We start from the raw sequence: 25014 nt of genomic DNA, 5'->3' as shown, positions 1-25014 counted from the left end.
CTGGCAACCATCTTCCTCTAGAGCACGATGCTGATGCGGCCGTGCGGACGCAGCCCTTCGCTGCCGAGCAGGCAGCGCTTTTCCCTGATGCGCAGGCCGTCACCATTGGTCGTCAGCCGGTAATTGCTTTTCCCGAAATAGAGATCGGTCGTGCCGTCCTTGGTCCGCAGCGTCTGGAACACGCAACTGACCTCCATTTCCTCATCGCTTCGGGCGTGGATCCGTACGTTGCCGACCATCCGGCTGGTCTTCGAGTGTGGAAATTCCGCGTGCGCGGTGCGCTTCATCAACCGCTTCACCCGTTCGCCGAGCCGCACACGGTCATCGGCGATATAAAACAGGTTGGTGTCCGGCGACGCATCGGGCGGCAGATCGGTGCAGGGCACCTCGTATTTGGCGTCGTCGGTGAACAGGGTCAGCCACTCGGGCAGGCGCCACTGGTCGAGCAGGTCGGCTTCGGCGAACAGAAAGTCTTCAACGTCGGAGCGGCTTACGGAATGCATGGCGGTCTCCTCAGGCTGCAACGCCCTTGATGCTGGGGATTGGCGTCGGGAACATCTGCCTGTTCCACTGGGTCCAGAATGCGCGCATCTGCAGTTCGTCGTTGTGCGAAGGCTTGTCCTTGCCCATGCCCTTCGAGATGTCGTTCCACATGGCTTCCTTCGAATTCTTGAAGCCGCGCTGGCAATGTTCGAGTGCTTCGGCATCGTCCGGCGTCGCAAATCCACCGGGGCCCAGGAACTCGAGGAAGTTATTGAGCCGGTATTTGCGCGCCCACGCCGTTTCGTCGTTCGGCGCCAACGCCCAGGCGTTGATGACCATGTAGTCGGGCGCCATCGGGAAGTAGGTCCGCACCGTCAGGGCCATGATGTCGTTGACGACGAGGTTCGGGAAAATGAACAGATTGCGGTTCTTCAGCGCGATCCTGTCAGCCCGGTCCTTGCCGTAGAGCTGGATCAGCTTGTCGTACTGTCGGGCGATTTCCGTTTTGCCGGCTTCGCCCCAGCCCGGGATCCACTGTGCGACCGGTCGACCCCAAGGTGCGGAATATTCCAGTACTGCATGCCCGTTGCCGAGGTCGTAGCCGAAGCCGCCACCCGTGCCCGCGCTCATGTTGTCAGTCGAATTCATCAGAATGTCAAAGTAACTCGCATGCGTCGTCATCGCATGGTAGCCGTCGATGCTATTCTCGGTCAGCAGCTTCCAGTTGGCGCGGATCGAATATTCCTGGCTGCCCGCAACGATCGACATGCCGGCGTCGGTCTGATCGCAGATGACGTCGAGATACTCTTTGGCGTTGCCAAGGTATTGTTCGAGCGGAACGATGTTCGGATCGAAAGAAACGAAATTGAAGTCGCGATAGCTTTCGTAGCGGGGAACGGCCCGCATGTTCGAAGTCTCGCGGCTTTTGAAGTCTTCGGGATAGGATTCTTCGCCCGGTTGGCCTCGCAGCTTTCCGTCGGCACTGAAAACCCAACCATGGTAGAAGCACTGGAACGATTTGGCGTTACCCTTGCGCTCGCGACAGACCTGGGCGCCTCGATGCGGGCAGGTATTCATCAAGGCGCGAAGCCGACCCTTTGCGTCACGCGTGAATAGAATGCTGCGGCCCGCAACCGCGCGGGTGATGTAGTCGCCGGGTTTCGGCAATTCAGAGGAGTGGCCGAGATAGAGCCAGGACCGGTCGAAGATCTTTTCTTTCTCCGCCTGATAGATTTCATGATCGACGAAGTTGCGGCGCGCGACCTTGAATATCCGTTGGGCGGGATCCACGAGCAGTGCCGGGTGGGCGTTGTCCGCGTTCATGGGGTGTCCTTTCTATGAGGCAAGCGATCGCTTCAATTCAAAATCAGGGTTTTCAAGGTCGGTCCGGTAAACCGTTTTTCGGGAGGGGACGAGACGGCACGGAACGGCCATGTCGTGGACGGCGACGCCGCTACGTGGCCTGCCGCCCGCAAGGCTTCGGCCCCGCGACCTTCCTGTCCGGCTCCAACGATCACGACGCGCGTCTTCAAGAGGTTCACCGCGTTCGCTCCCTTGCGGCTGGCCAAACCCGGGCAGCCATCGTGACGCTTTTGCGTCTTGACACCAAGTTAGAAACAATCAATCCTGTTTGTAAAGTAAAAACTGCCGATCGAACGGTCGGCGCATAAGCTCGCAAAGAGCGACAGGGAGAGACGCGGTGGGCGCGGTGATTGATATTCACACCCATGTTGTGCCGTCGCGGCTGGCTGCCGATCCCAAGCGGGACCGGCTGTGGCCAAGCGTCGAGCTATCGGCAGGCGGCACCGCCGCGGTGATGATCGACAGCAAGGTGTTCCGTAAAATCGATGCGCGCTCCTGGGACGTCGACAAGCGCCTTGCCGACATGGTCGAAGATGGCACCGATATGCAGGTGCTGTCGCCGATGCCGGAATTGCTTTCGCACTGGCTGCCGCCCGATGACGCGGAGTTCCTTTCCGATGTCATGAACGAGCAAATCGCCGCAATGATCGCCGAGGCTCCGCAAAACTTCGCGGGTATCGGGATGATCTGCGTGCAGGATGTCGCGCGCGCCGTGCGCCAGTTGCAGAAGGTCAAGTCACTCGGTTTTGCCGGGATCGAGATCGGCACACACATCAACGGGGTAGCACTGGGGAGCGAAACCCTGTTTCCGCTCTATGAGGCCGCGGAAGCGCTGAATCTCGGGATTTTCGTGCATCCGCTGCACCCGGCCGGGATGGAGCGGATCGGAGCGAGCCCCGAGTTTGCGGCGACGGCGGTCTTTCCGTTGGAGACCGCGCTCGCGTCGGTGTCGCTGCTCGCCGCCGGAACCACCGAGCGATTTCCGCGGCTGCGAATCCTGCTCAGCCATGGCGGCGGCGCGCTGTCCTGGATCTTGCCGCGAATGGACTACGGATGGTCCCTCGGCCTGAAAGGTCAGATGACGCAACCGCCGTCGAAGATCGCCCGTCAATTCTGGTTTGACACGATCCTCTACGATCCGGCATCGCTGGCTTTCCTTGCCGATGCGGTCGGCGTCGAACACATCGTTGTCGGATCCGACTATCCCTTTGCGATCAGGCAGAAACAACCGGGTGCCTTTGCGACGCGCGCGTTGGGTAGCGAAGCCGTTCTGGCCGACAATGCGCTCGCCTTCCTGGGCCGCAAGCATGACGTGAAGAAACTGGATCGCGCGGGAGCCGCAAACTCCTTGTCAACGCAGGGGGCTCGTGCAGGTGGTTGAGTGCCGGTCGCTTCCGCAGATGTGCCTGCTCGGTCCGATGCCGCCGCGGACGCCGGGCCGCAGCGACGCGCAGGTGCCGTCGGATGCGAGCCGTGGTGACAGCAAGTACGGCAGGATAGCCTTCGTCTATTTCTATCAGGACGGCGTTAAGGCCGATCCGCTCTTCGGCCTGCTGGATATCGAAATCGCGATCCAGCGTCGCGGTCCACGGACTTTCCAGTTCGAAATCTACTGCATCGGCGATGGCTATCAGAGCGGCCAGGGCTCCAGCAAGCCGCAGCCGCTGGCGGTCGAGTTTCGGATCGGCGCGCGTACGGTCGCGAAGGCGGAATGGCGGTATCCGACCGTTCTCAACGGCCACATGGATGCTCTGACATTCTCGGCGCCGATCGAACTGACCGATCGCGATTTTGCGGAAATCGACAGTGCGTTGCTGCCGTCGGTCCATGCCGAAGCGACGATATGCCTGGAGTGAGCGCCGTCCTGTCTTCGGCGCGCGCTTAGCCCCGATCAGGGCCAACATTCAAGCTCGGTCCAACGAGTGACGTCGACCAAACGGGAGGGGCGGCCATGAGGATAATTACGCGTCGCTCGGCACTAGCGAGCATCGGTACCGCTGCGTTCGCGCTGGGTTACCCAGGAAGGTCGTTCGCCGCCAAGAACTACGATGTCGGTGTCACCGATACCGAGATCAAGCTGGGTACGACCTCGCCCTATAGCGGTCCAGCTTCGGCTTACGGTGTTTATGGACAGGCTCAAACCGCCTATTTCGAAATGGTCAACGATCGCGGCGGGATCAATGGCCGCAAGGTCAATCTGATCTCGCTCGATAACGCGTTCAGTCCACCAAAGGCCGTCGAGCAAACCCGCAAGCTTGTGGAATCCGATGAAGTGTTCGCCATCGCCGGTTTCCTGGGCACGCCGCCCAACGCGGCCGTGTCCAAATATCTCAATTCGAAGGGTGTTCCGAGCCTGTTTCTCACCTCCGGCGCCGTGCGATTCAACGACCCCAAGGGCTTCCGCTGGATCGTCCCGTTCTATCCTTCCTATGTCGCGCAGGGCGCGGTGTTCGGCAGGTATCTTCTGAAGGCGAAGCCGAACGGAAAGATCGCGGTTCAGTATGTCAATGACGATCTCGGCCGTGATTTCCTGCGCGGGTTGAAGCTCGGGCTGGGCGCGCGTTCCTCGGAGATGATCGTGAAGGAAATCAGCCATGAGATGACCGAGCCGACGGTCGAAAGCCAGGTCGTCGAATGCAAGGCGAGCGGCGCCGATGTCTTCGTTCAGCTAAGCGCGTCGAAATTCGCCGCGCAAGCCATCCGGAAGGCTGCGAGCCTTGGCTGGCAGCCGACCTTCATCATCAACTCGAATTCGGCTTCGGTGGGCGCGACATTGGTGCCCGCCGGCCTCGAGAATGCAAAGGGTTTGATCACTGCACGCTGGGAAAAGGATGTTACCGATCCGGCGGAGGCTGGCGACGATGGCATCAAGGAGTACAAGGCTTTCGTGCAAAAATACATGCCACGATTGAACCTGGAAGACGCCACCGCGGTGCCCGGTTATAACAATGCTGCGGCCATCGAGCACGTGCTGAAGCTGTGCGGGGACAACTTGACGCGCGAGAACCTGCTCAAGCAGGCTACGAACCTCAGGGATTACAGGCCGCCGCTCATTCTAAACGGTGTGAAAATCTACAACTCTCCCGACAACTACGACGCGTTCCACAATATGCAGCTCGCGCAGTTCAACGGCAAGCAGTGGGTCGGCATGGGTGAGATGATCTCGCTGGAGGACCTCAACATCATTTCGGAATGAGAACGGTTGCGGATGTACGTCCCCTTCGCGTGGATCGAAGCCGTGCATTGAGCGGGAATGTTCGGCTCGTGACTGAGGCATTCCGACCGGCGCGTGTGACAAAAAGAAGCCGCAAGGCCAATTGTAAGCTGACAAATCGTATGCTAGTGTACGAAATATATTGATCCGCTCAAATGGACGAAACGGGGAAGTGAAACATGATCCGCAAGTTTGGATTGCTGACCGCTGTCGCCGCGATAACCCTTGGATCAATGGGCGGTATTTCGGCTGCCGAGATGAAATACGGACCCGGCGTCAGTGACACCGAGATCAAGCTCGGCCAGACCGTACCCTATAGCGGGCCGGCGTCGGCGTTCTCGAGTTACGGCCGCTTGATGGCAGGGTATTTCCAGATGATCAACGAGGCCGGCGGCATCAACGGCCGCAAGATCAACCTGATCTCGCTCGACAACGCTTTCAGTCCGCCGAAGGCGATCGAACAGACCCGGAAGCTGGTCGAGGACGATGGGGTGCTGGCCGATGTCGGCACCGTCGGCACCACACCGAATGTCGCGATCCAGAAGTACCTGAACAGCGCCAAGGTACCGCACATCTTCATTTCTGCTGGGGGCCGGCGATTCGCCGACCCGCAGAACTTCCCCTGGAGCGTGCCGATGTATCCGGGCTTCGAGATGGAGGGGAAAACGTTCGGGCAGTACATCCTCAAGCACAAGCCGGGCGCTAAAGTCGGCGTGCTCTATCAGAATGACGACTATGGCAAGGATTTCCTGGTCGGGTTGAAATCCGTACTAGGCGACAAGATCAAGGTCGTGGCCGAAGTCGCATACGAGATTACCGAGCCGACGATCGACTCGCAGATCGTCCGGCTGAAGGACTCCGGTGCCGACGTCCTGCTGTATTTCTCGACGCCGAAGTTCACCGCGCAAGGGCTACGCAAGGTGAAGGAGTCGAATTGGGCACCCTTGCAGTTCCTTGCTAGCCCGACCAATTCGGTCAAGACGGTGTTGGAGCCGGCCGGCTTCGAAAACGCACAAGGCATCATCACGACGCAGTTCACCAAGCAGGCCGGCGATCCGGCATGGGCCAACGATCCCGAGGTGAAGGAATATGTCGAGTTCATGAAGAAGTGGGTGCCGAACGACAATCCCGGCGATTTCGTTGCGCTGTCCGGATACATTATCGCGCAAGGCATCGCGCATGCGTTGAAGCAATGCGGGGACGACCTGACGCGGGAGAATCTCCTGAAGCAGGCAACGAGCATGAGAGGTCAGCATTACAAGATGATGCTGCCGGGAATTCAGCTCAATACGACGCCGGAAGATTATGCGCCGTACCAATCACTGCGCATGGCGAAGTTCGAGGGAAGTTCCTGGAAGCTCATTGACGAATCCGAAACTTCGGCGGCGGCGAAGTAGCGGGCATGCTGCCCGGGAGCGTCATCGGCGAAAATGAATTCTGAAGATTTTTCCTGCTAGCGATCATCGAATTTTGATCAATCGTTTGCCGGTATTCTCGCCGCGATAGAGGCTGGCGATTGCTCCCGGCGCCTGTTCGATACCCTCGAGCACGTCTTCGGAATACCGCAACCGGCCCTCGCGAAGCCATTGCGCAAGTCGCGTGATGGCTACTTCGAACTGGTGTGCATAGTCGAAGATAACGAAGCCCTGCATGCGTGCGCGCTTGACCAGCAGGTGACGCTCGGCGCGTGGTCCGCTGGGCCAGGGATTCCAGCTCGAGACCGAAGCGGTTCCGCAAATGACCACCCGGGCGCCGACGGCAAGATGGCGCAGAACGACATCGCTGATCGCACCGCCGGTATTGTCGAAATAGACATCGACACCCTTGGGGCAGGCCGCAGCGAGGGCGGATTCGATATCGTCGCTCTTGTAGTCGATTGCGGCATCATAACCGAACAACTCGCGGCACTGGACAACCTTGGCTGGCCCGCCGGCTATTCCGACCGTTCGGCAGCCGGAAATCTTCGCGATCTGGCCGACCGCCGAGCCGACCGCACCGGCCGCAGTCGATACCACCACGGTATCGCCGGGGCGCGGAAGCCCGACGTCCAGCAGCCCAAAATAGGCGGTGACCCCGTTGAGGCCGGTGACGCCGAGCGAGAGCGAAAGCGGGAGGTCGTCTTCCCCTATCTTTCGCGTGACAGCGGCGGGCCCGACAGTCGCGAATTCCTGCCAACCGAACATACCCATCACCTTGTCGCCCGGCTTGAAGTCGGGATGGGCCGAGAGCAGCACCTCACCGGCGGCGAATGAGCGCATCACTTCGCCGGTGCGTACCGGTTCCGAATAATTGGCCACGCTGCTGACCCAGCCGCGCATGGCCGGTTCCACCGAGAGATAGATATTGTGCACCAGTATCTCGCCGTCGCGTGGTTCGGAAATACCGGACTCGATGATCTCGAAATTGTCGGCCTGGGGAATATCAGCCGGCCGCGATTTCAGAATGACCTGACGATTGCGATTGTTGTTCATGGCCAATGGTTCCATCTAAGACATAGCGGAGAATTGGATGTGCGGGCGTCCCGATCGATCATCGATGCTATTGCATTCGTACTCGAAGATAGTACGTATGTGTACGATATCGGGCAAGGGCGCAGTTTTGATCCGTCTGCCATCCAATTGGCAACATAAGGGGAGGAGACCGAATTGAAAGTTACCCGGATCATCCCAGCCGTCCTCTTCGTTCTGGCCGTCGCCGTTTCTGCTGCGTCCGCCGAGCCTTATCCATCCCAGCGGCTGACGTTGATCGTGCCATTTCCGCCCGGCAGCGCCACCGACGGCGTCACACGGCATCTGGCCGAAAGCATTCGCGTTGCGACCAACGTCTCCGTTAGCGTTGAAAACAAGCCGGGCGCGGACGGCAATCTTGCCGCACTCGCCGTTCTGAAGGCGGAGCCGGACGGCTACACGGCGTTTGTGACCACGAATTCGACCCAGGCTGCGAATATCAGCCTGTTCAATTCATTGCCCTACGATCCCAAGGCGGACTTCGCGCCGGTCGCCGGCATCATGACGATACCGATGATGCTGACGGTGAAGTCGGACTTTCCGGCCACAAGCGTCGCTGAATTCGTCGAACTGGCGAAGCAGCGGCGGAAGCCCTTGTCCTTCGGTAGCGGCAACACGTCCAGCCGGGGAGCGGCCGAGCTGTTCAGGTTCCGCGAGGGAATCGAGCTGCAACATGTGCCGTATCGCGGCATGCCGCAGGCCTTGACGGATTTGATGGGCGGACAGATCGATTGCGTCTTCGCCGATCCCGCGAGTGCGCAGGGGCTTGTCCAGGACGGCAAGCTGCGGGCGCTGGCCGTGACGAGTTCGAAACGCATCGAGACGATGCCTGGTCTTCCAACCATCGCGGAAAGCGGATTGCCGGGCTACGAACTGAATGCCTGGGTTGGCGTATTCGTCCGGGCCAACACACCACCCGAAATCGTCACCAGGCTCAACAGCCTGGTCACCGAATTCGTCAACAGCGCCGAGGCAAAGAGCTATCTGACGACGGTAGGCGCGACGCCATTTCCGTCGACACCGCAGGAATTGGGAGCTTTTCAGGAAACGGATACCAGGCGCTGGGCCGAGATCGTCGAGACCGCGAAGATTGAAAAGAAATAAGCGGCGCTCAGCTTGAGAATACGGCGCTGCCTCTGATTTTCAGCAAGCGTTTTTTGCAAGGCTTCTGGGCAATTTGACATGTAGCAGATAGTACGTTTGTGTACTATCTACTGCGACGGTCGGCGGCGATGACCCGGCCCGGCGGATCCTGAAGGCAACCGACCGCAGAAATTGTAGAATAACGGGAGGAAATCATGATCATTGAGAGAGGGTTCGCCATCGCGGCCGCACTCCTTACTCTCGCCGGTCAGGCATCCGCCAGCGATAAAAAATATGGCCCTGGCGTTACCGACGGCGAAATCAAGATCGGAAATACCTCTCCCTATAGCGGCCCGGCATCGGCCTTCAGCATGGTGGCAAAAGCCGGCGAAGCCTATCTGCGGAAGATCAACGCCGAAGGCGGTGTCAATGGCCGCAAGATCAGGTTTGTTTCGTACGACGACGCCTACTCGCCGCCGAAGACCGTCGAACAGACGCGGAAGCTGGTTGAAAGCGACGAAGTTCTCTTCGTCTTCAACGCGCTGGGTACGGCGACGAATTCCGCGGTCCAGAAATATCTGAACGCCAAGAAGGTGCCGCAGCTATTCGTCTCAAGTGGGGCGGCGAAGTGGAACGACCCGACGAATTTTCCATGGACGATGGGATTCACCCCGAGCTACCAGAATGAAGGCCGCACCTATGCGAAATATCTTCTGAAGGAGAAACCAGGCGCAAAGATTGCCATCCTGTTTCAGAACGATGACTTCGGGAAGGATTACCTCAAGGGCATGAAGGAAGGCCTGGGCGACAAGGCCGTATCGATGATTGTCGCCGAGGAAGCCTTTGACGTTCTGGAGCCGAGCATCGATTCCCACATCGTCAAGCTGAAGGCGACCGGTGCCGACGTGCTGTTCGACGTGGCCACACCAAAGTTTGCCGCCCAGGCGATCAAGAAAGTCGCGGAACTCGGCTGGAAGCCGCTCCACCTCATGAGCTACGTCTCTGCCTCAATCGGCAGCGTCATCAAGCCGGCCGGGTTCGAGAACGCACAAGGAATCATCTCGGCGGCCTACTTCAAGGATCCCAACGATCCCAAGTGGAAGGACGATGCCGGCCTCAAGGAGCTCAATACCTTTCTCGACAAATATTATCCCGAGGCCAATCGCAGCGATACCTTGATCGTCAATGGATATAACACAGCCGAGTTGCTGGTGCATGTCCTCAAGCAATGCGGCGACGATCTCACGCGCGAGAATGTGATGAAACAAGCGGCCAGCCTCAACAACGTCGAACTCGGTATGCTGTTGCCCGGGATCAAGGTGAGCACGTCGCCGACTGATTTCGCGCCGGTCAAGCAATGGCAGTTGATGCGCTTCGAGGGCACCAACTGGCAGCTGTTCGGCGACGTCATCGATGGGGAAACCAGAGAGTAGCCGTTTGCGAGATGGTGCATCCAGCGACCGATGCGGCCTGCTCAACAAGTAGGGCGGAGACGCCTACGCCGCCTTCTTCCCCTTGCGAGGTTTGCTCCGCTTGCCGACGTCAGCCTCTTCGCTGTTATCGGGCAGCTTGTTGCCATCCGACATCGCAAGCAGATTGCGCTTCATCGCCAGCAATGCGTCCGACGTCGCCTCCAATGCCTTCCGGTCAATCCCGTGGGCTATCTGGGCATTGAACTTGTCAGTCTCCTTGCGGAGCTTTTCCAGGAAGCCGCGGGCCTGCTTGGTGACAAAGACGCGCTTGACGCGGCGGTCGACCGGATCTGCCTGCCGAAGCACGAAGCCGGAAGATTCCAGACGATCGATCAATGCTCCCACACCGACCTTGCCGACGTCGAGTTCATTGGCGAGCTGGGTTTGCGGAAGTCCATCCTTGCGCGAAATGAATGCAAGCACCCACCACTGCGATCGCGTGATGCCAAGCGGAGCGAGGGCGCGGTCGAACATCATGCGGCGTAGCCGGGACACGTCGTGGATGAGGTAGCCTAGTCGGAGATCCCAGTCGGGCAGGTCGACCATGTCAATTCATTCCTCGGAAATATCCTGATATCGACGACCTGTCGATTTGGATGTTTCGACTCATACCATACACAAGCGTATTTTTAAAAGAATGAACTTGCTGCAAACCAGTTGCCGCGCTTCTTTCGGCGCGGCAACCGCCAAAACAAGCTTAAATTAGCTGGTTCAGGCTCGGATTCAATGCGCCTCATCATTGAAGCCGGGCGCGCGTGCGATTTACAGATCAAGTACATTAGTGTATTAATTTCCCCGGGCGCCCCAGTTTGGGCCGTGCAGCAACGAATCGATTGGCAGGATTGCGCTTTCATGTTCGACCGGGACCTCCTCAAGGGAAAGCGCATCCTCGTGACCGGCGGCGGCACGGGGCTCGGCAAGGAGATTTCCATGGGCTTTGCCGCGCATGGCGCGCACGTCTTCATTTGCGGCCGCCGGCCGGAAATTCTGGAGCAGGCCGTCGGTGAGATCCGCACGAGATCGGGAGGGCAGGCCGACGCACTGGTCGCCAACGTTCGCGACCCCGACAGCATCGAAAAGATGATGGCGGATATCTGGAACACCGGACCTCTCACCGGCCTGGTGAACAACGCCGGCGCCAATTTCCTGGCACCGACCGAGACGTTGTCGCCGCGTGGCTATGAGGCGATCAGGTCGACCATCATGGATGGCTCGTTCTACGCGGCGCAGGGATGCGGCAAGCGCTGGATTGCCGCGGGGCTTCCCGGCGTGATCATCAGCAATCTGGTGACCTGGGTCTGGACCGGATCGGCCTATGTGGTGCCGGCCGCGATGGCCAAGGCCGCGGTCCATGCGATGACGATGTCGCTCGCGGTCGAATGGGGGCCGAAAGGCATTCGCGTCAACGCGGTGGCACCCGGTCCGTTTCCGACCGAAAACGCCTGGGACAAGCTCAATCCGCTGGTGGAGACTGGCGTCGGTGCGACGCAGGCGGATGAAGTTCCTCTGCGCCGGTTCGGCAAGATGGATGAACTGCGTAACCTGATGATCTTTCTGATTTCGGATGGGTGCAGCTACATCACCGGCGACACCATCAGTATCGATGGCGGACATCATCTGGCAGCGCCGAGTACGTTCGCGGGGCTTTCGAAGCTTTCGCCGGAAGACTGGCAGCGGGCGCGGGAGGCCATTCAAGCCTCCACGCGTAAGGAAAAGGAAGGCCGGTCGGCCTGACGTCGATAAGCCTGAGCTGCCTGGGAGAAACACAATGGGTCTGGCGACCGCACCAACGAGCTTCGAATGCACGGTCGATGGCGGGCTGGCGCACATCGTTCTCAACCAGCCCGACCGCGGCAATCCGATCGACGGCGACTTTTGCCGCGAGTTCAGCCTTTGCATGGCCGAATTGAGCGAGCGCGACGATGTCCGGTCGGTGCTGATTTCCGCACGCGGAAGGTTGTTCAGCGTTGGCGGCGATCTTGCGGCACTGGCGTCGCGTGGCGCCGCGCTGCCCGTGACGATCAAGGCGTGGACGGCGGATCTGCATACCGCCATCGTCCGAATGGTCCGGATGCGCGCGCCCGTGGTCGTGGCCGTGCAAGGCAATGTGGCAGGCGGCAGCGTCTCGCTGATGGCCGCAGGCGATCTGGTGGTGCTGGCGAAGTCGGCGCGAGTCTCGTCCGCGTTTGCCAGGATCGGTTTCACGCCCGATAGCGGCTCGACAACGACAGTGACGCGCCGAATCGGGGTCGCCCGCGCCCGGCGTTTTTTCCTGCTGGCGGAAACGATGGACGCCGACGCCGCGCTGGCGGCTGGATTGGTCGACTATGTCGTCAACGACGATGCGGTCATTGCCGAGGCCGAAAAGATCGCGCGCGAGTTGGCATCCGGTCCCACCGAAGCCTATGGCGGGATCAAGCGCCTGTTCCTGCAGACGCCCAACCGTTCGATCGAAAGTCAGTTGGAAGAGGAGGCACAGACCCTCGCGGCCATCTCGCGAACCGCGGATGCGCAGGAGGGCATAAAAGCCTTCCGTGAGAAGCGCAAACCGAAATTTACGGGAAAGTAGGCGCGGGCTCTATCGATCGGAATAGATCGGGTCCCGCCGCTCCCGGAATGCCGCGACAGCCTCCTGGTGGTCGCCGGTCTCAAGCAGCATCACCTGCTGACGATCTTCGATCATCAGCGCGGCATCGATGCCGGGCGCGTCGATCAGCGCGTTGAGGGTTTGCTTGGTCAGGCGCAAACCCATCGGCGAGGCGCGGGCCATTTCGGCGGCAAAGGCGAGGCCGGTCTCGAGCAACTTGTCGTCGGCGACGACATCGCTGACCAGCCCCACGGCCTTGGCCCGGTCCGCTTCGAGAAACCGCCCGGTCAGCAACAATTCCGACGCCACGGAGAGGCCTATCAGTCGCGGCAACAGATAGCCGGATCCCATGTCACAGCCGCCGACGCCGACACGTATGTAGGCGGCGTTCATCCGCGCCGCCGACGTGGCAAAGCGAACATCGGAGGCCAGCAGCAGGGAAAACCCGGCGCCGCAGGCCGCACCCTGAACCAGTGCCACGATCGGTTGCGGGCAGCTTCGCATCAGCCGGATGATCCGTGAGTAGCGCTGCTGCATGTCGAGCTGCCGCTGCGGGCGCCCGGGGCCGGGAGCTGCGAACGCATCCGAACCGAGTTCGGCTCCGGCGCAAAACGCCCGTCCATTGCCTCGGAAGATGACGATACGCGTCGTCAGGCGATCATGGAGTTCCGAAAAATAGGCGGTCAGCTCGTCGGCCATCGCCGGCGTCACCGCATTGAGGGCATCCGGCCGATTGAGGGAGAGGATTTCGACGGCGTCACGCTGTTCGACGGTGATAGTCGTGAACTTGTCCATGTCGTGCGCTTCCCTTCGGGCACCGGCCATCGTCGCGCCGGCAGGATGTCACGGTCATGCGCCGATAGCCATATCGTCGCGTTGTGGCTTGAAACCGCTGGTCCCGTTCAGTTCCAAATGCTCGCTTGCGAAAGAGAATACATCATATCATAATGTAGTGTACTAATTATTCAATGCTCGCCTGGCGCCGGTCGGTACGACCAGTTCGGAGAATACGATGCCATATCAGTCGATTTTCAGGCCGGATCTCTTCAAAGGCCAGACGATCATTGTTACCGGCGGCGGCAGTGGCATCGGTCGTTGCACCGCACACGAACTGGTGGCGCTCGGCGCCAACGTCGCTATCCTTGGTCGCACCCCTGAAAAACTCGCGGAAGTGAAGGCGGAGATCGAGGAAGACGGCGGCCGGGTTCTTGCGCAGGTTTGCGATATCCGCGACGAGACGATGGTGATCGCCGCGATTGACGCCGTGCTTGGCACCTATGGCCGCATCGACGGGCTGGTCAACAATGCCGGCGGCCAATATCGCGCGCCATTGAAGACGATCTCGACCAAGGGTTTCGAGGCGGTCGTGCGCAGCAATTTGACCGGCGGGTTCATTTTCATGCGCGAGGTCTACAATCGCTGGATGGAGGCCAATGGCGGGGCGATCGTCAATATCATTGCCGACATCTGGCACGGCTGGCCCGAGTTCGCGCATTCCGGCGCGGCGCGCGGCGGAATGCTGACGTTGACCGAAACCGCGGCGTGCGAATGGTCCGCTTCGGGCGTTCGCGTCAATGCGGTCGCGCCGGGTGGCATCGTGTCGAGCGGCTTTGATACCTACACGCCGGAAATGCAGAAGAAGCTGCATGATTTCACGGCTGGCGTTCCTTTGCAGCGGTTCGGCACCGAAGCCGAAATTTCGGCGGCCATCCTCTTCCTGTTGTCGCCGGCGGCCGCCTACGTCACCGGTTCCTGCGTCCGGGTCGATGGCGGCACGCCGAACGCGCGCACCACGTGGAAGCTCGAGCCGCATAACCGAAGCGCGCCGTTTGAAGGGTTTCATCGTTCCAGGCTTCCGGAGGCCTTGAAGGAGGCTCCGTGATACCCATTGGCGATGAATTGGTACGTGTGTGTACGAATGGGAGAAGCGAGGTGACGAAATGGCCGGGCTCTATTTTGAACAATTTTCTGTTGGGCAAACGTTTGTCCACGAGATCAGGCGGACGGTCACCGACATGGACAACATTCTGTTCTCGTCGCTGACCTATAATCCGGCGGCGGTCCATATCGATCACGAATATGCCAAATCGACCGAATTCGGCAAACCGCTGATGAATTCGATCTTCACGCTCGGCCTGATCATCGGCCTGTCGGTGCAGGACACTACCCTGGGCACGACGGTCGGGAATCTGGGTATGGAAGATACCAGGTTTCCACGCCCGGTGTTTGCCGGCGATACGATCAGGGCCGAGACGAAAATTCTGGCCGTGCGTGAAAGCAAGTCCCGGCCGACCCAGGGCATCGTTACGTTCGAACATCGTGGCTTCAATCAGCACCACGAGGAAATCGCCTATTGCCGTCGCACCGGGCTGATGATGAGGCGTCCCGCATGAAGTTACGCTCCCTTCTGTTTGTGCCTGCCGACAGCGAACACAAATTCGCAAAAGCGTCAGCCATCGGCGCCGATGCGCTGATTCTCGATCTCGAGGATTCCGTTGCGCCGCCGCGCAAGGCGCTGGCGCGCGAGATGGTAAAGGCTTTGCTGAGCGGTCCACCGCGCGATTGGGCGTTCCTGGTGCGCATCAATCCGCTTGGTAGCGGTCTGACGCTTGGCGACCTCGCCGCCATTGTCCGCCCCGGCCTCGATGGCATCTTGATTCCAAAGGCCAGCGGTATGGCGGACATCGAGCTGATTTCGAATTACGTCGATGTACTGGAGGTCGCTGCCGGGGTCACACCGGGTCATGTAAAGCTGCTGGTGGTCGCAACCGAGACGCCGGCCGCGATGATCGGCTTTGCCAGCTATGCAACCCCGAACCGTCGCCTCATCGCCATGACGTGGGGTGCGGAGGATCTCGGCGCGGCGCTTGGCGCACTTTCCAACAAGGAAGCCGACGGCAGCTGGACATTTCCCTATCAGGTGGCGCGGGCGCAATGCTTGTTTGCAGCGGGCGCAGCCGGCGTCATGGCGCTCGATACGCTGTATGGCGACTTCAAGGATCAGGAGGGGCTGGCGGCAAGCTGCCGGATCGCGCGCCGCGACGGTTTTGTCGGGCGGATCGCCATTCACCCCAATCAGGTTGCGACGATCAATGAATGCTTTACGCCGTCCGACGCCGATCTGGCCCATGCGCGCCGCGTGGTGGCGGCGTTCGCAGCCCAACCCGAGGCGGGGACGCTCGGAATCGACGGCAAAATGTATGACATGCCGCATTTGATCGCGGCGAAACGCGCGCTCGCCTCGGCCGGGGAGGACTGCACATGAGTGCATTGACCAACGAGTTCGAGCCGGCAGACGACCACGCAGCAATTCGCGAAGGCGTGCGCGCGGTCGTCACCCGCTTCGGCGATGACTACTGGCTGGCGCGTGATGATGACGGCAAGTTTCCGTTCGAGTTTCATCGCGCGATGGCCGAGGCTGGCTGGCTCGGCATCACGATGCCCGAAGAGTATGGCGGCTCCGGCCTCGGCGTGACCGAGGCCGCGGTCATGATGCATGAAGTCGCAAGCCACGGCGGCGGAATGTCCGCAACCTCGGCGGTGCACATCAATCTGTTCGGGCCGCATCCGATTGTGGTGAAGGGCACGCCGGAGCAAAAAGCCCGCTGGGTGCCGCGGTTGGTCGCCGGCGAAGACCAATGCTGCTTCGGTTTCACCGAGCCGGATGCCGGGCTCAACACCACCCGTATCAAGACCTTCGCGCAGAAGGTTCCTGGCGGCTACCTCGTGCACGGCCAGAAGGTCTGGACCTCGACCGCGCAGGTCGCCAACAAGATCATGCTCCTGACCCGGACCACCAAATACGAGGATTGTGCGCGGCCGACCGACGGCATCACGATCTTCTACACAGATCTCGACCGATCGAAGATCGATGTTCACAGAATTCCAAAAATGGGCCGCAAGGCGGTCGATTCCAATGCCATCTTCATCGACGGCCTGTTCATTCCGGATTCGGATCGAATCGGCGAGGAGGGCAAGGGCTTCTCCTACATCCTGCACAGCCTGAATCCCGAGCGCATCCTGATCGCCGTCGAAGCGATCGGGATTGGCCAGGATGCGCTGCGGCGGGCGGCGAAATATGCGCGCGAGCGCGTGGTGTTCGACCGGCCGATCGGGCAGAATCAGGGCATCCAGCATCCGTTGGCGGAAAACTGGATGTATCTGGAGTCAGCCTGGCAGATGGCGATGCGCGCCGCGTGGCTCTACGATCACGACAAACCCTGTGGCGCCGAAGCCAACGCCGCCAAATTCCTCGGCGCCCGCGCCGGTCACGATGCCGCGTGGCAGGCGATCATGACCCACGGCGGCTTTGGCTACGCCAAGGAGTATCATGTCGAGCGTCTGTTCCGCGAAGTGTCGATCACACGGCTCGCGCCGATTACCGAGCAGCTGATCCTCAGTTTCATCGCCGAAAAGGTGCTGGAGCTGCCGAAGAGCTACTAGGAAAACTCAAAGGTTGCGTGAAATCAGTTCGCGCATGATTTCCGAGGTGCCGCCGTAGATCCGCAGCACCCGCGCGTCGGCGTAGAGACGACAGATCTCATATTCGCGCATGAAACCGTAGCCGCCGAAGAATTGCAGGCATTGGTCTACGAGCCGGCCATGCATTTCGGTGATCCAGAGTTTTGCGGTTGACGCCGCGTAGGTCGTCAGTTCGTGCTTGAGATGGTCATGCAGGCACTGGTCGGCATAGGCCCAGCCAACCGCGAGATCGGATTTCAGGTCGGCCAGTTTGAACCTTGTATTCTGGAAGTTGCCGATCGGCGATCCAAAGGCGCTGCGCTGCTGGACGTAGTCCTTGGCAAGATCGAACGCCTTCTGTGCGGCGGCGATCGAATGCAGTGCAATGGTCAGGCGTTCCTGCGGCAGTTCGCTCATCAGCGCGCCCATCGCGCCGCCTTCCGCGCCCAGCAGATTGCTGACGGGGACGCGCACGGCATCGAAGAACAGTTCGGAAGTATCCGCGGAGAGATGCCCGAGTTTTTCAAGGTTACGGCCGTGGCGGAAGCCGGGCCGGTCGGTCTCGACCAGAACCAGGCTCATGCCCCGCGAGCCGCCTTCCGGCGCGGTTCGAACCACGACGATAACGAGATCGCACATCTGCCCATTGGAAATGAAGGTCTTCTGGCCCGATATCACGAACTCGTCGCCCTCGCGCACGGCGCGGGTGCGAATGCCCTGAAGGTCGCTGCCGGTGCCGGGTTCGGTCATCGCGATGGCGCAGACGGTTTCGCCCGACACCATGCGCGGCAGCCATTTTTTCTTCTGTTCGGGGGTTCCATAACTGAGCAGATAGCCGCAGCAGACATCGTTGTGCACGGAGAAGTCGGTGGCAGGGCCGGCGAAGCCGGAATAACTGAGTTCCTCGATCACGACGGCATTGTGCCGGAAGTCGCCGCCGGCGCCGCCGAATTCCTCGGGTACCTGCGGGCACAGCAGGCCGGCTGCACCTCCGGCGCCCCACAGCTTCCTGTCGACGATGCCGGCTTCTTCCCATCGTGCGAAATCAGGCGCGATCTTCGACGCTGCGAAACGCCGCACGGTTTCCCGGAACTGGTCGTGCTCTTCGTTGTAAACCCTGCGATGGGGTAGCATCGAGGCCTCCCGTGTATTGGTGTTGGCGGTCCGGCCGCCGCATCGTTCGGATCGATCAGGGTTTAGAACGCGACCTTGTCGCCGCCCTTGAGTTCGAGGATTTCGCGCGCCTCGTCGGCCGTCGCCACATCCAGCCCCAGTCCTTCGATGATCTTTCGAACCTGCGTCACCTGGTCGGCATTGGATGCCGCGAGTTGGCCGGCGCCGATCCAGAGGCTGTCTTCCAGGCCGACCCGCACATTGCCGCCGACGGCCGCCGCGATCGCCGCGACCGGCATTTGCGCGCGGCCGGCGCCCAGCACCGACCAGCGATAATTGTCGCCGAACAGGCGATCGGCGGTCCGCTTCATGTGCATGACGTCTTCCGGGTGTGCGCCGATGCCACCCAACAGGCCGAACACGGTCTGGATGAACAACGGGGCCTTCACCAGACCTTCGGTCCAGAAGTAATGCAGATTGTAAAGGTGACTGGTGTCGTAGCACTCGAACTCGTAGCGCGCGCCGGTCGAGTTGAGCGTTTCCAGGGCGTAGCGGATGTCCTTGAAGGAATTCCGGAAGACGAGATCGTGGGAGCCTTCCAGCATCGCCGGCTCCCAGTCGTGCTTGAATTGCTTGTATCGCTTGAGCATCGGGAACAGGCCGAAGTTCATCGACCCCATGTTCAGGCTGGCGACCTCCGGCTTCCAAACCGCCGCGGGCTTGATCCGCTCCTCGACGGTCATATAGGGGGAGCCGCCGGTCGTCAGGTTCACGACCACGTCGGATCGCTGCTTGATGACGCGAAGAAACGGTTCGAAGGCTTCCGGAGACTGGTCCGGCCGGCCGTCCTGCGGATTGCGGGCGTGAAGATGCACGATCGCAGCGCCGGCTTCGGCGGCACCGAGAGCGGATTCGGCGATCTCCGCTGCCGTCACCGGGAGGTGAGGTGACATCGAGGGGGTGTGGATCGAGCCCGTGATTGCGCAGGAGATGATGACCTTACGTGCCGGCACGGTGTTTTCCTTTGCACAGCGTGATCAGCCGATGCCCGAAGAGGGCATCGGCGAATGCGAGGGGCGAGGCGTTCACTGTCGAATCGTGAACTCAGGACGTGAACTTGTGGAAGTCCGGCGTCCGCTTCTCGTTGAAGGCCGCGACGCCTTCCTTCGATTCCGCGGTATCGTAGAACAGCTTCACGGCATGAAGCGCGAGGTTGCTGATACCGCGAATGTTGTCGGTGTCGGCGTTGAAGGAACGCTTCGCCAGCGCGATCGCGGTCGGTGACCGCTGCGCAAGCTTGTCGGTCCAGTCCTTGACGGCCGCATCGAGTTCGGTAGCCGGAACGACCTTGTTGACGAGGCCCATTTCACGCGCCTGTTCGGCGGTGTAGCGGTCGTTGATGAACCAGATTTCGCGCGCCTTCTTGTCGCCGACATGGCGCGCCAGCAAGGCGGTGCCCCAGCCCGCATCGACAGAACCGACCTTTGGGCCGACCTGTCCGAATTGAGCTGTGTCGGCGGCGATCGTCAGATCGCACAGCGTTGCCAGCACATTGCCGCCGCCGATGGCGAAGCCGTTGACGCGCGCGATGACGGGCTTGGGAACGTCGCGGATCAGGCCCTGCAACTCGTCGATCGGCAGTCCGACGACGCCGCGGCCGTCATATTGTCCCTCGTGCGCCGACTGGTCGCCGCCGGTGCAAAAAGCCTTGTCGCCTGCGCCAGTCAGCACAATGCTCGCGACCTGGCGGTCGTTCGCGGCAATCTGGAACGCCTGAATTAGTTCCTCAAGCGTCTGACCGCGAAAGGCATTATAGACCTTGGGACGATTGATGATGATCCAGGCGGCACGATCGCGGACTTCGTAAATTACATCGGTGAATTTGGTCGGGTCGAACATCATATTGTCCTCACATCTGCTAGATCATGTTCATGCCGCCGGAGACCGAGATGGCCTGTCCGGTAATGAATTTCCCGTCGTCCGACGCAAGCAAAGCGATAATCCCGGCATAGTCGTCGGGCTCGCCCATTCGCTTCAGGGGAATACCGCGCACCATCGCGTCCTTCCATTTCACGGCCTGTTCGCCTTCGCCCAGCACCGCCGCCATCATCGGCGTATTGGTGGGACCCGGACACACCGCGTTCAGGAGTACATTCTTCCGCGCGAGTTCGCGGGCGATTGATTTGGTAAAGGAGATAAGCCCGCCCTTGCAAGCCGAGTAGACCGCCTCGTCGCTGGTGCCGACGCGGGCGGCATCGGATGCGATGTTGATGATGCGGCCGCCGCCATGTTCCACCATCAGCGGTGCGATGGCGTGATGGGTGTTGAGCGGACCATACAGATTGATGCGAATGATCTTGTCCCAGAGGTCCTTGTCAGTCTTCAGGAACGGCATCGGCCGATCCCAGCCGGCATTGTTGACGAGAACCCAGGTTGGGCCGAGTTCGGCCTCGACCCGCGTGACCGCGCGATCCACCGAGGCCCGGTCGCCGACATCGACGGTATAGGTTGTGATCGCCGACTGCGGCGCCAGTTTCGCCGTCTCATGTCCTGCGTCGGGATTGATGTCGAAAATCGCGACCTTGCAGCCTTCTTCCGCGAGCCGCAGGGTGATGGCGCGCCCGATGCCCTGGCCGCCGCCGGTAACGATCGCTACCTTGCCTGATAAGCCTCTCAAGATTTCACTCCCGTGGTTTGCGACGCTTGGGTCGTCTGTTTTGTTGGTCGTCTGTTTTCCCCGGCGGGATCCGTTGGCGTCCGCCGGCTGTGTGCAATCAGCCGCTCTTGGCCAGAGCGAAGCCGCATTGCGCGAACATCTGGCGGGCGATGATGGTCTTCATGATCTCGATGGATCCGCCCGCGATCTTGACGATCCTGGCGTCGACATAGGCGCGCGCGATCGGGTATTCCGACATATAGCCCCAGCCGCCGAACAACTGCAGGCATTCATCGACCGCTTCGCAGTGAAGTTCGGAAGTGAACATCTTGGCCATCGCCGCGTCGACCGGATCGAGCTTTCCTTCCATGAAGAGCGAAATGCATCGATCGGTAAAGACGCGCGCGACCGTCGCCTTGGTCTTCAGGTCGGCGAGCTTGAACTGCGTATTCTGGAAGTTCGCGAGCTTCTGGCCGAACACGCTTCGGTCCGACGTATACGCGACGGTCCAATCGAGGACGGTTTCGACGACGGTCGCCGACCGGATCGCCTGGGCGAGCCGTTCCTGCGACAGCTTGGTCATCATCAGCGCGAAACCCTTGCCTTCCTGTCCAAGCATATTGGTAGCGGGAATGCGGATGTCCTCGAAGAACAGCTCGGAGGTATCCTGCGCCTTCATCCCGATCTTTTCGAGGTTTCGTCCGCGCTGAAATCCCGGCCGGTTACTCTCGACGATGAACAGCGTCACGCCCTTGGCGCCGGCGCTGCCGTCGGTCTTGGTTGCCAGCACGACGAAATCGCAGAGTTGGCCGTTGGAGATGAAAACCTTCTGGCCGTTGATGACGAAATCATCGCCATCACGCACCGCGCGGGTTCGGATCGCCTTGAGGTCGCTGCCGGCATGCGGTTCCGTCATGCCGAGTGAGCCGATCGCTTCGCCCGACACCATCTTCGGCAGCCATTGCCGCTTCTGAGCTTCGGTTCCGAACGAAAGCAGATAGGTCGCGACCAGATCGGTGTGAATCAGAAATCCCGGGCCGCTCGCGCCGGAGCGCCAGAGTTCCTCGAACACGACAACGTCGAAGAGATAGTCGAGGCCCATGCCGCCATATTCTTCGGGCACGGTACAGCAGAGCAGGCCTTCGGCGCCGGCCTTGAGCCACAGTTCCCGTGGCACGATGCCGTCCTTTTCCCACTGCGCATGAAACGGCACGATCTCGCGATCGACGAAACGCCGGACCGATTCCCGGAAAATATGATGTTCCTCGCGGAAAATGGTGCGCTCGATCATCGAAATCCGTCCACGTCAATTTAGTTAGGTAGTGTACTATATGGTTCGTGATGGTCAAAGGCAAGCTGGTGCCGCGGGCTTTTTGCTTCACCGGTCGACAAGTCAGGCAGCCGAACGAGGGATTTTCTGCAACCGCGAGATCTCTCGTTTAAACTAGTACACAGATATACGATATGCTATAGGCGCTAAATATGGCAGCGGAGACGGTCATGAGCGAACTGGGGAAGTTGCAGCAATTCCGGGCGGAACGCACCGAAAGCAATATCCTGCATCTTGTTTTCGACATGCCCGGCCGTCCGATGAATGTGTTCTCCAACGCCGCCATCGCCGAACTTTCCGTCTTTAGCCAATGGTTGCGCGGAAGCGACGTGAGGGGTGTGGTGATCCGTTCAGGAAAGCGATCGGCATTCTGCGCCGGCGCCGACCTCGCCGAGTTGGGACTGGCCTACGACATGATCATGGCCGCACCGGCCGAGATCCGCGGTCGCGTGGCGTTTGACCACTTTTTTCCGCTCAGCCAGGCGCTGCGTGCGATCGAAACCGCGGGCAAACCGGTCGTGGCTGCCATCTCCGGCCTCGCGCTGGGCGGCGGCGGCGAACTGGCGCTGGCGGCCCATCATCGGGTCATGGTCGACGACCCCAAGGTTGCGTTTGGTTTGCCGGAGTCGCTGGTCGGGCTGTTGCCGGGCGCCGGGGGAACCCAACGGCTGCCCCGCCTGGCCGGAATTGAAAAGGCGCTCCCAGTCCTGTTGGAAGGTGCGCGATTGTCCGGGCAGGCGGCTCTCGCCGCCGGCGTGGTCGATCAACTCGTGCCGGCCGGCGAAGAGGTGGCGGCGGCGGAACGATGGGTGCTGTCGCATGCGTCGGTGTCGCAACCCTGGGACCGCCCCGGATGGCGACCGGTAGATCTGGATGATGCAGCTTCAATCATCGAGCGGAAACGCCAAAGCGTTCTGGCCGAAACACTCGGAAACTATCCGGCGCCGCTTGCCATTCTCGATTGCGTCAGCGAGGGACTGCCGCAGTCATTCGATGCGGCGATCCGCACCGAGATGCAGATATTTGCAAAACTCATCCAGCGGCGCGAGCCGCGCAACATGATCAGGACGCTGTTTCTTGGCCGGCTCGATCATGATCGGCTTCGCAAGGCGGGGGGCATTCCGGCGCCTGTCGAACAGGCTGTGGCGGTCGTTTCCGAGGCGCTGCGGGTCGATGAAGCGGCGGATGCAACGCTTGCGGAGGCCCTCGCTCGTGCCGGCTTTCAGCGGTCGAGCAAGCCACCCGTGTTCGATGGTGTCATTTCTCAGTCCGCGTTCTGGCTCGAGGCGGAACCTGTTACCGACGGCAAACGCGCGTTGCGCGAACGCCTGACGCGGGCATACGCCGCGGCGGACAAATGGCGGGCCGTCTTCTCCGAGGATCAGCGCCGCGCCGCGGATTATCTATTGGTCAAGAATCATGGCTTTCCCGCCTATATCGCGGGCGCTTTCTCCTCCGCCGAGCCCGGCGCCTGATCGGCGTCGGCTTCGGAAAAATCCGCGACCCCGACGCAACTCCAATCGAGAGAACAGCAGTGTCAAAACCCCTGACCGGCGTCCGCGTCCTCGACCTGTCGAAAGTCCTCGCGGGTCCATTGTGCGCCCAATATCTCGGCGATCTCGGCGCCGACATCATCAAGGTGGAGACCGTCGGCCAGGGTGATGAAACGCGCGGTTGGCCGCCGTTTCCGGCGCCGGGCCTTGGCACGGTCTTTCTCAGCGCCAACCGTAACAAGCGCAGCATCGCCGTCGACATGAAAACCGAAAAAGGGCGCGAGATCGTTCATGCCCTGGCTAAATCCGCCGACGTCGCCATCGAAAGTTTCGGAACCGGTGTCGCCGAGCGCCTCGGCATCGATGCGGCGACGCTGCGCGGCCTCAACGACCGTCTGATCCATTGCAGCATCTCCGGCTTCGGCCGCGCGGGGCCGCTGAAGAACTCGCCGGGTTATGACGTGATCCTGCAGGCGTTTTGCGGGGTCATGTCGATGACCGGAGACGAGGACGGCGGCTACATCCGCAGTCCGATCTCGCCGATTGACCAGATGACCGGTGTGCATGCCTTCAGCGGCATCCTGGCGCTGCTGTATGCGCGGGAGAAAACCGGGCAGGGCGGCGAGATCCAGGTTTCGCTGTTCGAAACGGCGCTCGGCCTGTTGGGCTATAATCTCCAGACCTTCTGGGAGCGCGGCGTGCAGCCGCCGAAATGCGGTTCGAGCCACGAATCGCTCTGCCCCTATCAGGCCTTCGAGGCGGCCGACGGTCCGATCATGATCGGGGTCGCCAACGACAGTCTCTGGCGCAAGTTCTGCGGGGTCACCGGCTTGAACGCGATTGTCGACGACCCGAAGTTCAGGACGAATGCGGATCGCGTTGCGTACCGCAAGGAAGCCCTCGATCATGTTCAGGCCGCGCTGAGGCAAAAATCTGTCGCGCACTGGAATGAGGTCCTGACCGGCGTCGGCGTGCCCTGCGCACCCATCAATTCGATCGCGCAATTGCTCGACCATCCGCACACCAAGGCGAGCGGCATCATTGTCGACTACGAACACCAGACGGCGGGCCGGCTGAAGGGCGTCGGCCATCCCGTTCTGATCAACAGGGCGGCGCGTCAGGCCGGCTTGCCGCCGCCCGTCCTCGGGCAGCACACCGACGACGTGTTGGGTGAAATCGGGTGGTCATTGGAAACCATCAGCGAGTTACGGCGGGCCCGCGTGATCGGGTGAGGTTTGCGCAGCTTAACGGGG

At 60.8% G+C, this 25014-nt stretch carries 24 protein-coding genes; 14 read left to right on the top strand and 10 right to left on the bottom strand.

Going from position 1 to position 25014, the window contains the following annotated elements:
- Positions 1-17: 17 nt before the first annotated feature.
- Positions 18-503 carry an aromatic-ring-hydroxylating dioxygenase subunit beta gene (locus BLR13_RS03850; RefSeq protein WP_074831918.1) on the bottom strand — a complete coding sequence of 162 codons (486 nt, stop codon included), beginning with the start codon at positions 501-503 and terminating at the stop codon, positions 18-20.
- 10 nt (positions 504-513) lie between these two features.
- Entirely contained in the window at positions 514-1806 is a 1293-nt protein-coding gene (locus tag BLR13_RS03845; RefSeq protein ID WP_074827494.1) for an aromatic ring-hydroxylating oxygenase subunit alpha, read from the bottom strand.
- A gap of 376 nt (positions 1807-2182) precedes the next feature.
- On the opposite strand from BLR13_RS03845, the gene BLR13_RS03840 reads away from it, so the two are divergent.
- From BLR13_RS03840 to BLR13_RS03825, 4 genes are all read left to right on the top strand, one after another.
- A complete protein-coding gene (locus BLR13_RS03840) occupies positions 2183-3226 on the top strand; it encodes an amidohydrolase family protein (protein ID WP_074827496.1) in 1044 nt (347 codons plus the stop codon).
- Entirely contained in the window at positions 3213-3701 is a 489-nt protein-coding gene (locus BLR13_RS03835; protein WP_074827498.1) for a hypothetical protein, read from the top strand. Before BLR13_RS03840 ends, BLR13_RS03835 begins: the two co-directional genes overlap by 14 nt.
- A gap of 95 nt (positions 3702-3796) precedes the next feature.
- A complete protein-coding gene (locus BLR13_RS03830; RefSeq protein WP_074827504.1) occupies positions 3797-5041 on the top strand; it encodes an ABC transporter substrate-binding protein in 1245 nt (414 codons plus the stop codon).
- Positions 5042-5238: 197 nt separating this feature from the next.
- Positions 5239-6456, top strand: a complete 1218-nt coding sequence (locus BLR13_RS03825) for an ABC transporter substrate-binding protein (protein ID WP_079586796.1) — start codon at positions 5239-5241, stop codon at positions 6454-6456.
- Positions 6457-6519: 63 nt separating this feature from the next.
- On the opposite strand, the gene BLR13_RS03820 is transcribed toward BLR13_RS03825, so the two are convergent.
- On the bottom strand, positions 6520-7530 hold the full coding sequence (locus BLR13_RS03820; RefSeq protein WP_074831921.1) for an NADP-dependent oxidoreductase: 1011 nt from the start codon (positions 7528-7530) through the stop codon (positions 6520-6522).
- Positions 7531-7704: 174 nt separating this feature from the next.
- On the opposite strand from BLR13_RS03820, the gene BLR13_RS03815 reads away from it, so the two are divergent.
- Together BLR13_RS03815 and BLR13_RS03810 are read left to right on the top strand one after the other, a co-directional pair.
- Positions 7705-8670 carry a Bug family tripartite tricarboxylate transporter substrate binding protein gene (locus BLR13_RS03815; RefSeq protein WP_074827506.1) on the top strand — a complete coding sequence of 322 codons (966 nt, stop codon included), beginning with the start codon at positions 7705-7707 and terminating at the stop codon, positions 8668-8670.
- Positions 8671-8864: 194 nt separating this feature from the next.
- Positions 8865-10082 carry an ABC transporter substrate-binding protein gene (locus tag BLR13_RS03810; RefSeq protein WP_074827510.1) on the top strand — a complete coding sequence of 406 codons (1218 nt, stop codon included), beginning with the start codon at positions 8865-8867 and terminating at the stop codon, positions 10080-10082.
- A 63-nt stretch (positions 10083-10145) separates the two neighbouring features.
- On the opposite strand, the gene BLR13_RS03805 is transcribed toward BLR13_RS03810, so the two are convergent.
- Entirely contained in the window at positions 10146-10667 is a 522-nt protein-coding gene (locus BLR13_RS03805) for a MarR family winged helix-turn-helix transcriptional regulator (protein ID WP_074827511.1), read from the bottom strand.
- Between the two features lie 306 nt (positions 10668-10973).
- Here BLR13_RS03805 and BLR13_RS03800 point away from each other — a divergent pair, with 306 nt between their 5' ends.
- Both BLR13_RS03800 and BLR13_RS03795 read left to right on the top strand, forming a co-directional pair.
- Positions 10974-11855 (top strand): SDR family oxidoreductase, encoded by an 882-nt coding sequence (locus tag BLR13_RS03800; protein WP_074827512.1) that lies wholly within the window; start codon positions 10974-10976, stop codon positions 11853-11855.
- Positions 11856-11889: 34 nt separating this feature from the next.
- Positions 11890-12690, top strand: a complete 801-nt coding sequence (locus tag BLR13_RS03795) for an enoyl-CoA hydratase/isomerase family protein (protein ID WP_074827513.1) — start codon at positions 11890-11892, stop codon at positions 12688-12690.
- A 9-nt stretch (positions 12691-12699) separates the two neighbouring features.
- Here the strand turns inward: BLR13_RS03795 and BLR13_RS03790 are convergent, their stop codons facing one another.
- The gene (locus BLR13_RS03790) at positions 12700-13503 is read right to left on the bottom strand and encodes an enoyl-CoA hydratase/isomerase family protein (protein ID WP_074831922.1); all 804 of its coding nucleotides are present in this window, start codon (positions 13501-13503) and stop codon (positions 12700-12702) included.
- 217 nt (positions 13504-13720) lie between these two features.
- Here BLR13_RS03790 and BLR13_RS03785 point away from each other — a divergent pair, with 217 nt between their 5' ends.
- The 4 genes from BLR13_RS03785 to BLR13_RS03770 are packed head-to-tail and all read left to right on the top strand — an operon-like array spanning position 13721 to position 17151.
- Positions 13721-14590 carry an SDR family oxidoreductase gene (locus BLR13_RS03785; protein WP_074827515.1) on the top strand — a complete coding sequence of 290 codons (870 nt, stop codon included), beginning with the start codon at positions 13721-13723 and terminating at the stop codon, positions 14588-14590.
- A gap of 58 nt (positions 14591-14648) precedes the next feature.
- Complete coding sequence (locus BLR13_RS03780) at positions 14649-15101, top strand: MaoC family dehydratase (RefSeq protein WP_074827517.1); 453 nt, start codon at positions 14649-14651, stop codon at positions 15099-15101.
- Positions 15098-15973, top strand: a complete 876-nt coding sequence (locus BLR13_RS03775; protein ID WP_074827519.1) for an HpcH/HpaI aldolase/citrate lyase family protein — start codon at positions 15098-15100, stop codon at positions 15971-15973. Before BLR13_RS03780 ends, BLR13_RS03775 begins: the two co-directional genes overlap by 4 nt.
- Positions 15970-17151, top strand: coding sequence for an acyl-CoA dehydrogenase family protein (locus tag BLR13_RS03770; protein WP_074827521.1), 1182 nt, complete (start codon positions 15970-15972; stop codon positions 17149-17151). Before BLR13_RS03775 ends, BLR13_RS03770 begins: the two co-directional genes overlap by 4 nt.
- Before the next feature lie 6 nt (positions 17152-17157).
- On the opposite strand, the gene BLR13_RS03765 is transcribed toward BLR13_RS03770, so the two are convergent.
- The 5 genes from BLR13_RS03765 to BLR13_RS03745 form a co-directional block, all read right to left on the bottom strand.
- Positions 17158-18303 (bottom strand): acyl-CoA dehydrogenase family protein, encoded by a 1146-nt coding sequence (locus tag BLR13_RS03765; protein ID WP_074827523.1) that lies wholly within the window; start codon positions 18301-18303, stop codon positions 17158-17160.
- A gap of 62 nt (positions 18304-18365) precedes the next feature.
- Positions 18366-19295 (bottom strand): 3-keto-5-aminohexanoate cleavage protein, encoded by a 930-nt coding sequence (locus BLR13_RS03760; protein WP_074827524.1) that lies wholly within the window; start codon positions 19293-19295, stop codon positions 18366-18368.
- Between the two features lie 91 nt (positions 19296-19386).
- Positions 19387-20181 (bottom strand): enoyl-CoA hydratase-related protein, encoded by a 795-nt coding sequence (locus tag BLR13_RS03755; RefSeq protein ID WP_074831925.1) that lies wholly within the window; start codon positions 20179-20181, stop codon positions 19387-19389.
- Between the two features lie 19 nt (positions 20182-20200).
- A complete protein-coding gene (locus tag BLR13_RS03750; RefSeq protein WP_074827525.1) occupies positions 20201-20959 on the bottom strand; it encodes a glucose 1-dehydrogenase in 759 nt (252 codons plus the stop codon).
- A 97-nt stretch (positions 20960-21056) separates the two neighbouring features.
- Complete coding sequence (locus tag BLR13_RS03745; protein ID WP_074827528.1) at positions 21057-22229, bottom strand: acyl-CoA dehydrogenase family protein; 1173 nt, start codon at positions 22227-22229, stop codon at positions 21057-21059.
- A 209-nt stretch (positions 22230-22438) separates the two neighbouring features.
- Here BLR13_RS03745 and BLR13_RS03740 point away from each other — a divergent pair, with 209 nt between their 5' ends.
- Positions 22439-23743, top strand: coding sequence for an enoyl-CoA hydratase-related protein (locus BLR13_RS03740; protein ID WP_157793684.1), 1305 nt, complete (start codon positions 22439-22441; stop codon positions 23741-23743).
- Positions 23744-23802: 59 nt separating this feature from the next.
- Positions 23803-24993: a CaiB/BaiF CoA transferase family protein gene (locus tag BLR13_RS03735; protein WP_074827532.1), complete on the top strand. Its 1191-nt coding sequence runs from the start codon at positions 23803-23805 to the stop codon at positions 24991-24993.
- Positions 24994-25014: the final 21 nt, after the last annotated feature.

The organism is Bradyrhizobium ottawaense, assembly GCF_900099825.1.
Taxonomy (GTDB): Bacteria; Pseudomonadota; Alphaproteobacteria; order Rhizobiales; family Xanthobacteraceae; genus Bradyrhizobium; species Bradyrhizobium ottawaense_A.
This window is presented reverse-complemented; position numbering and strand designations above follow the sequence as displayed.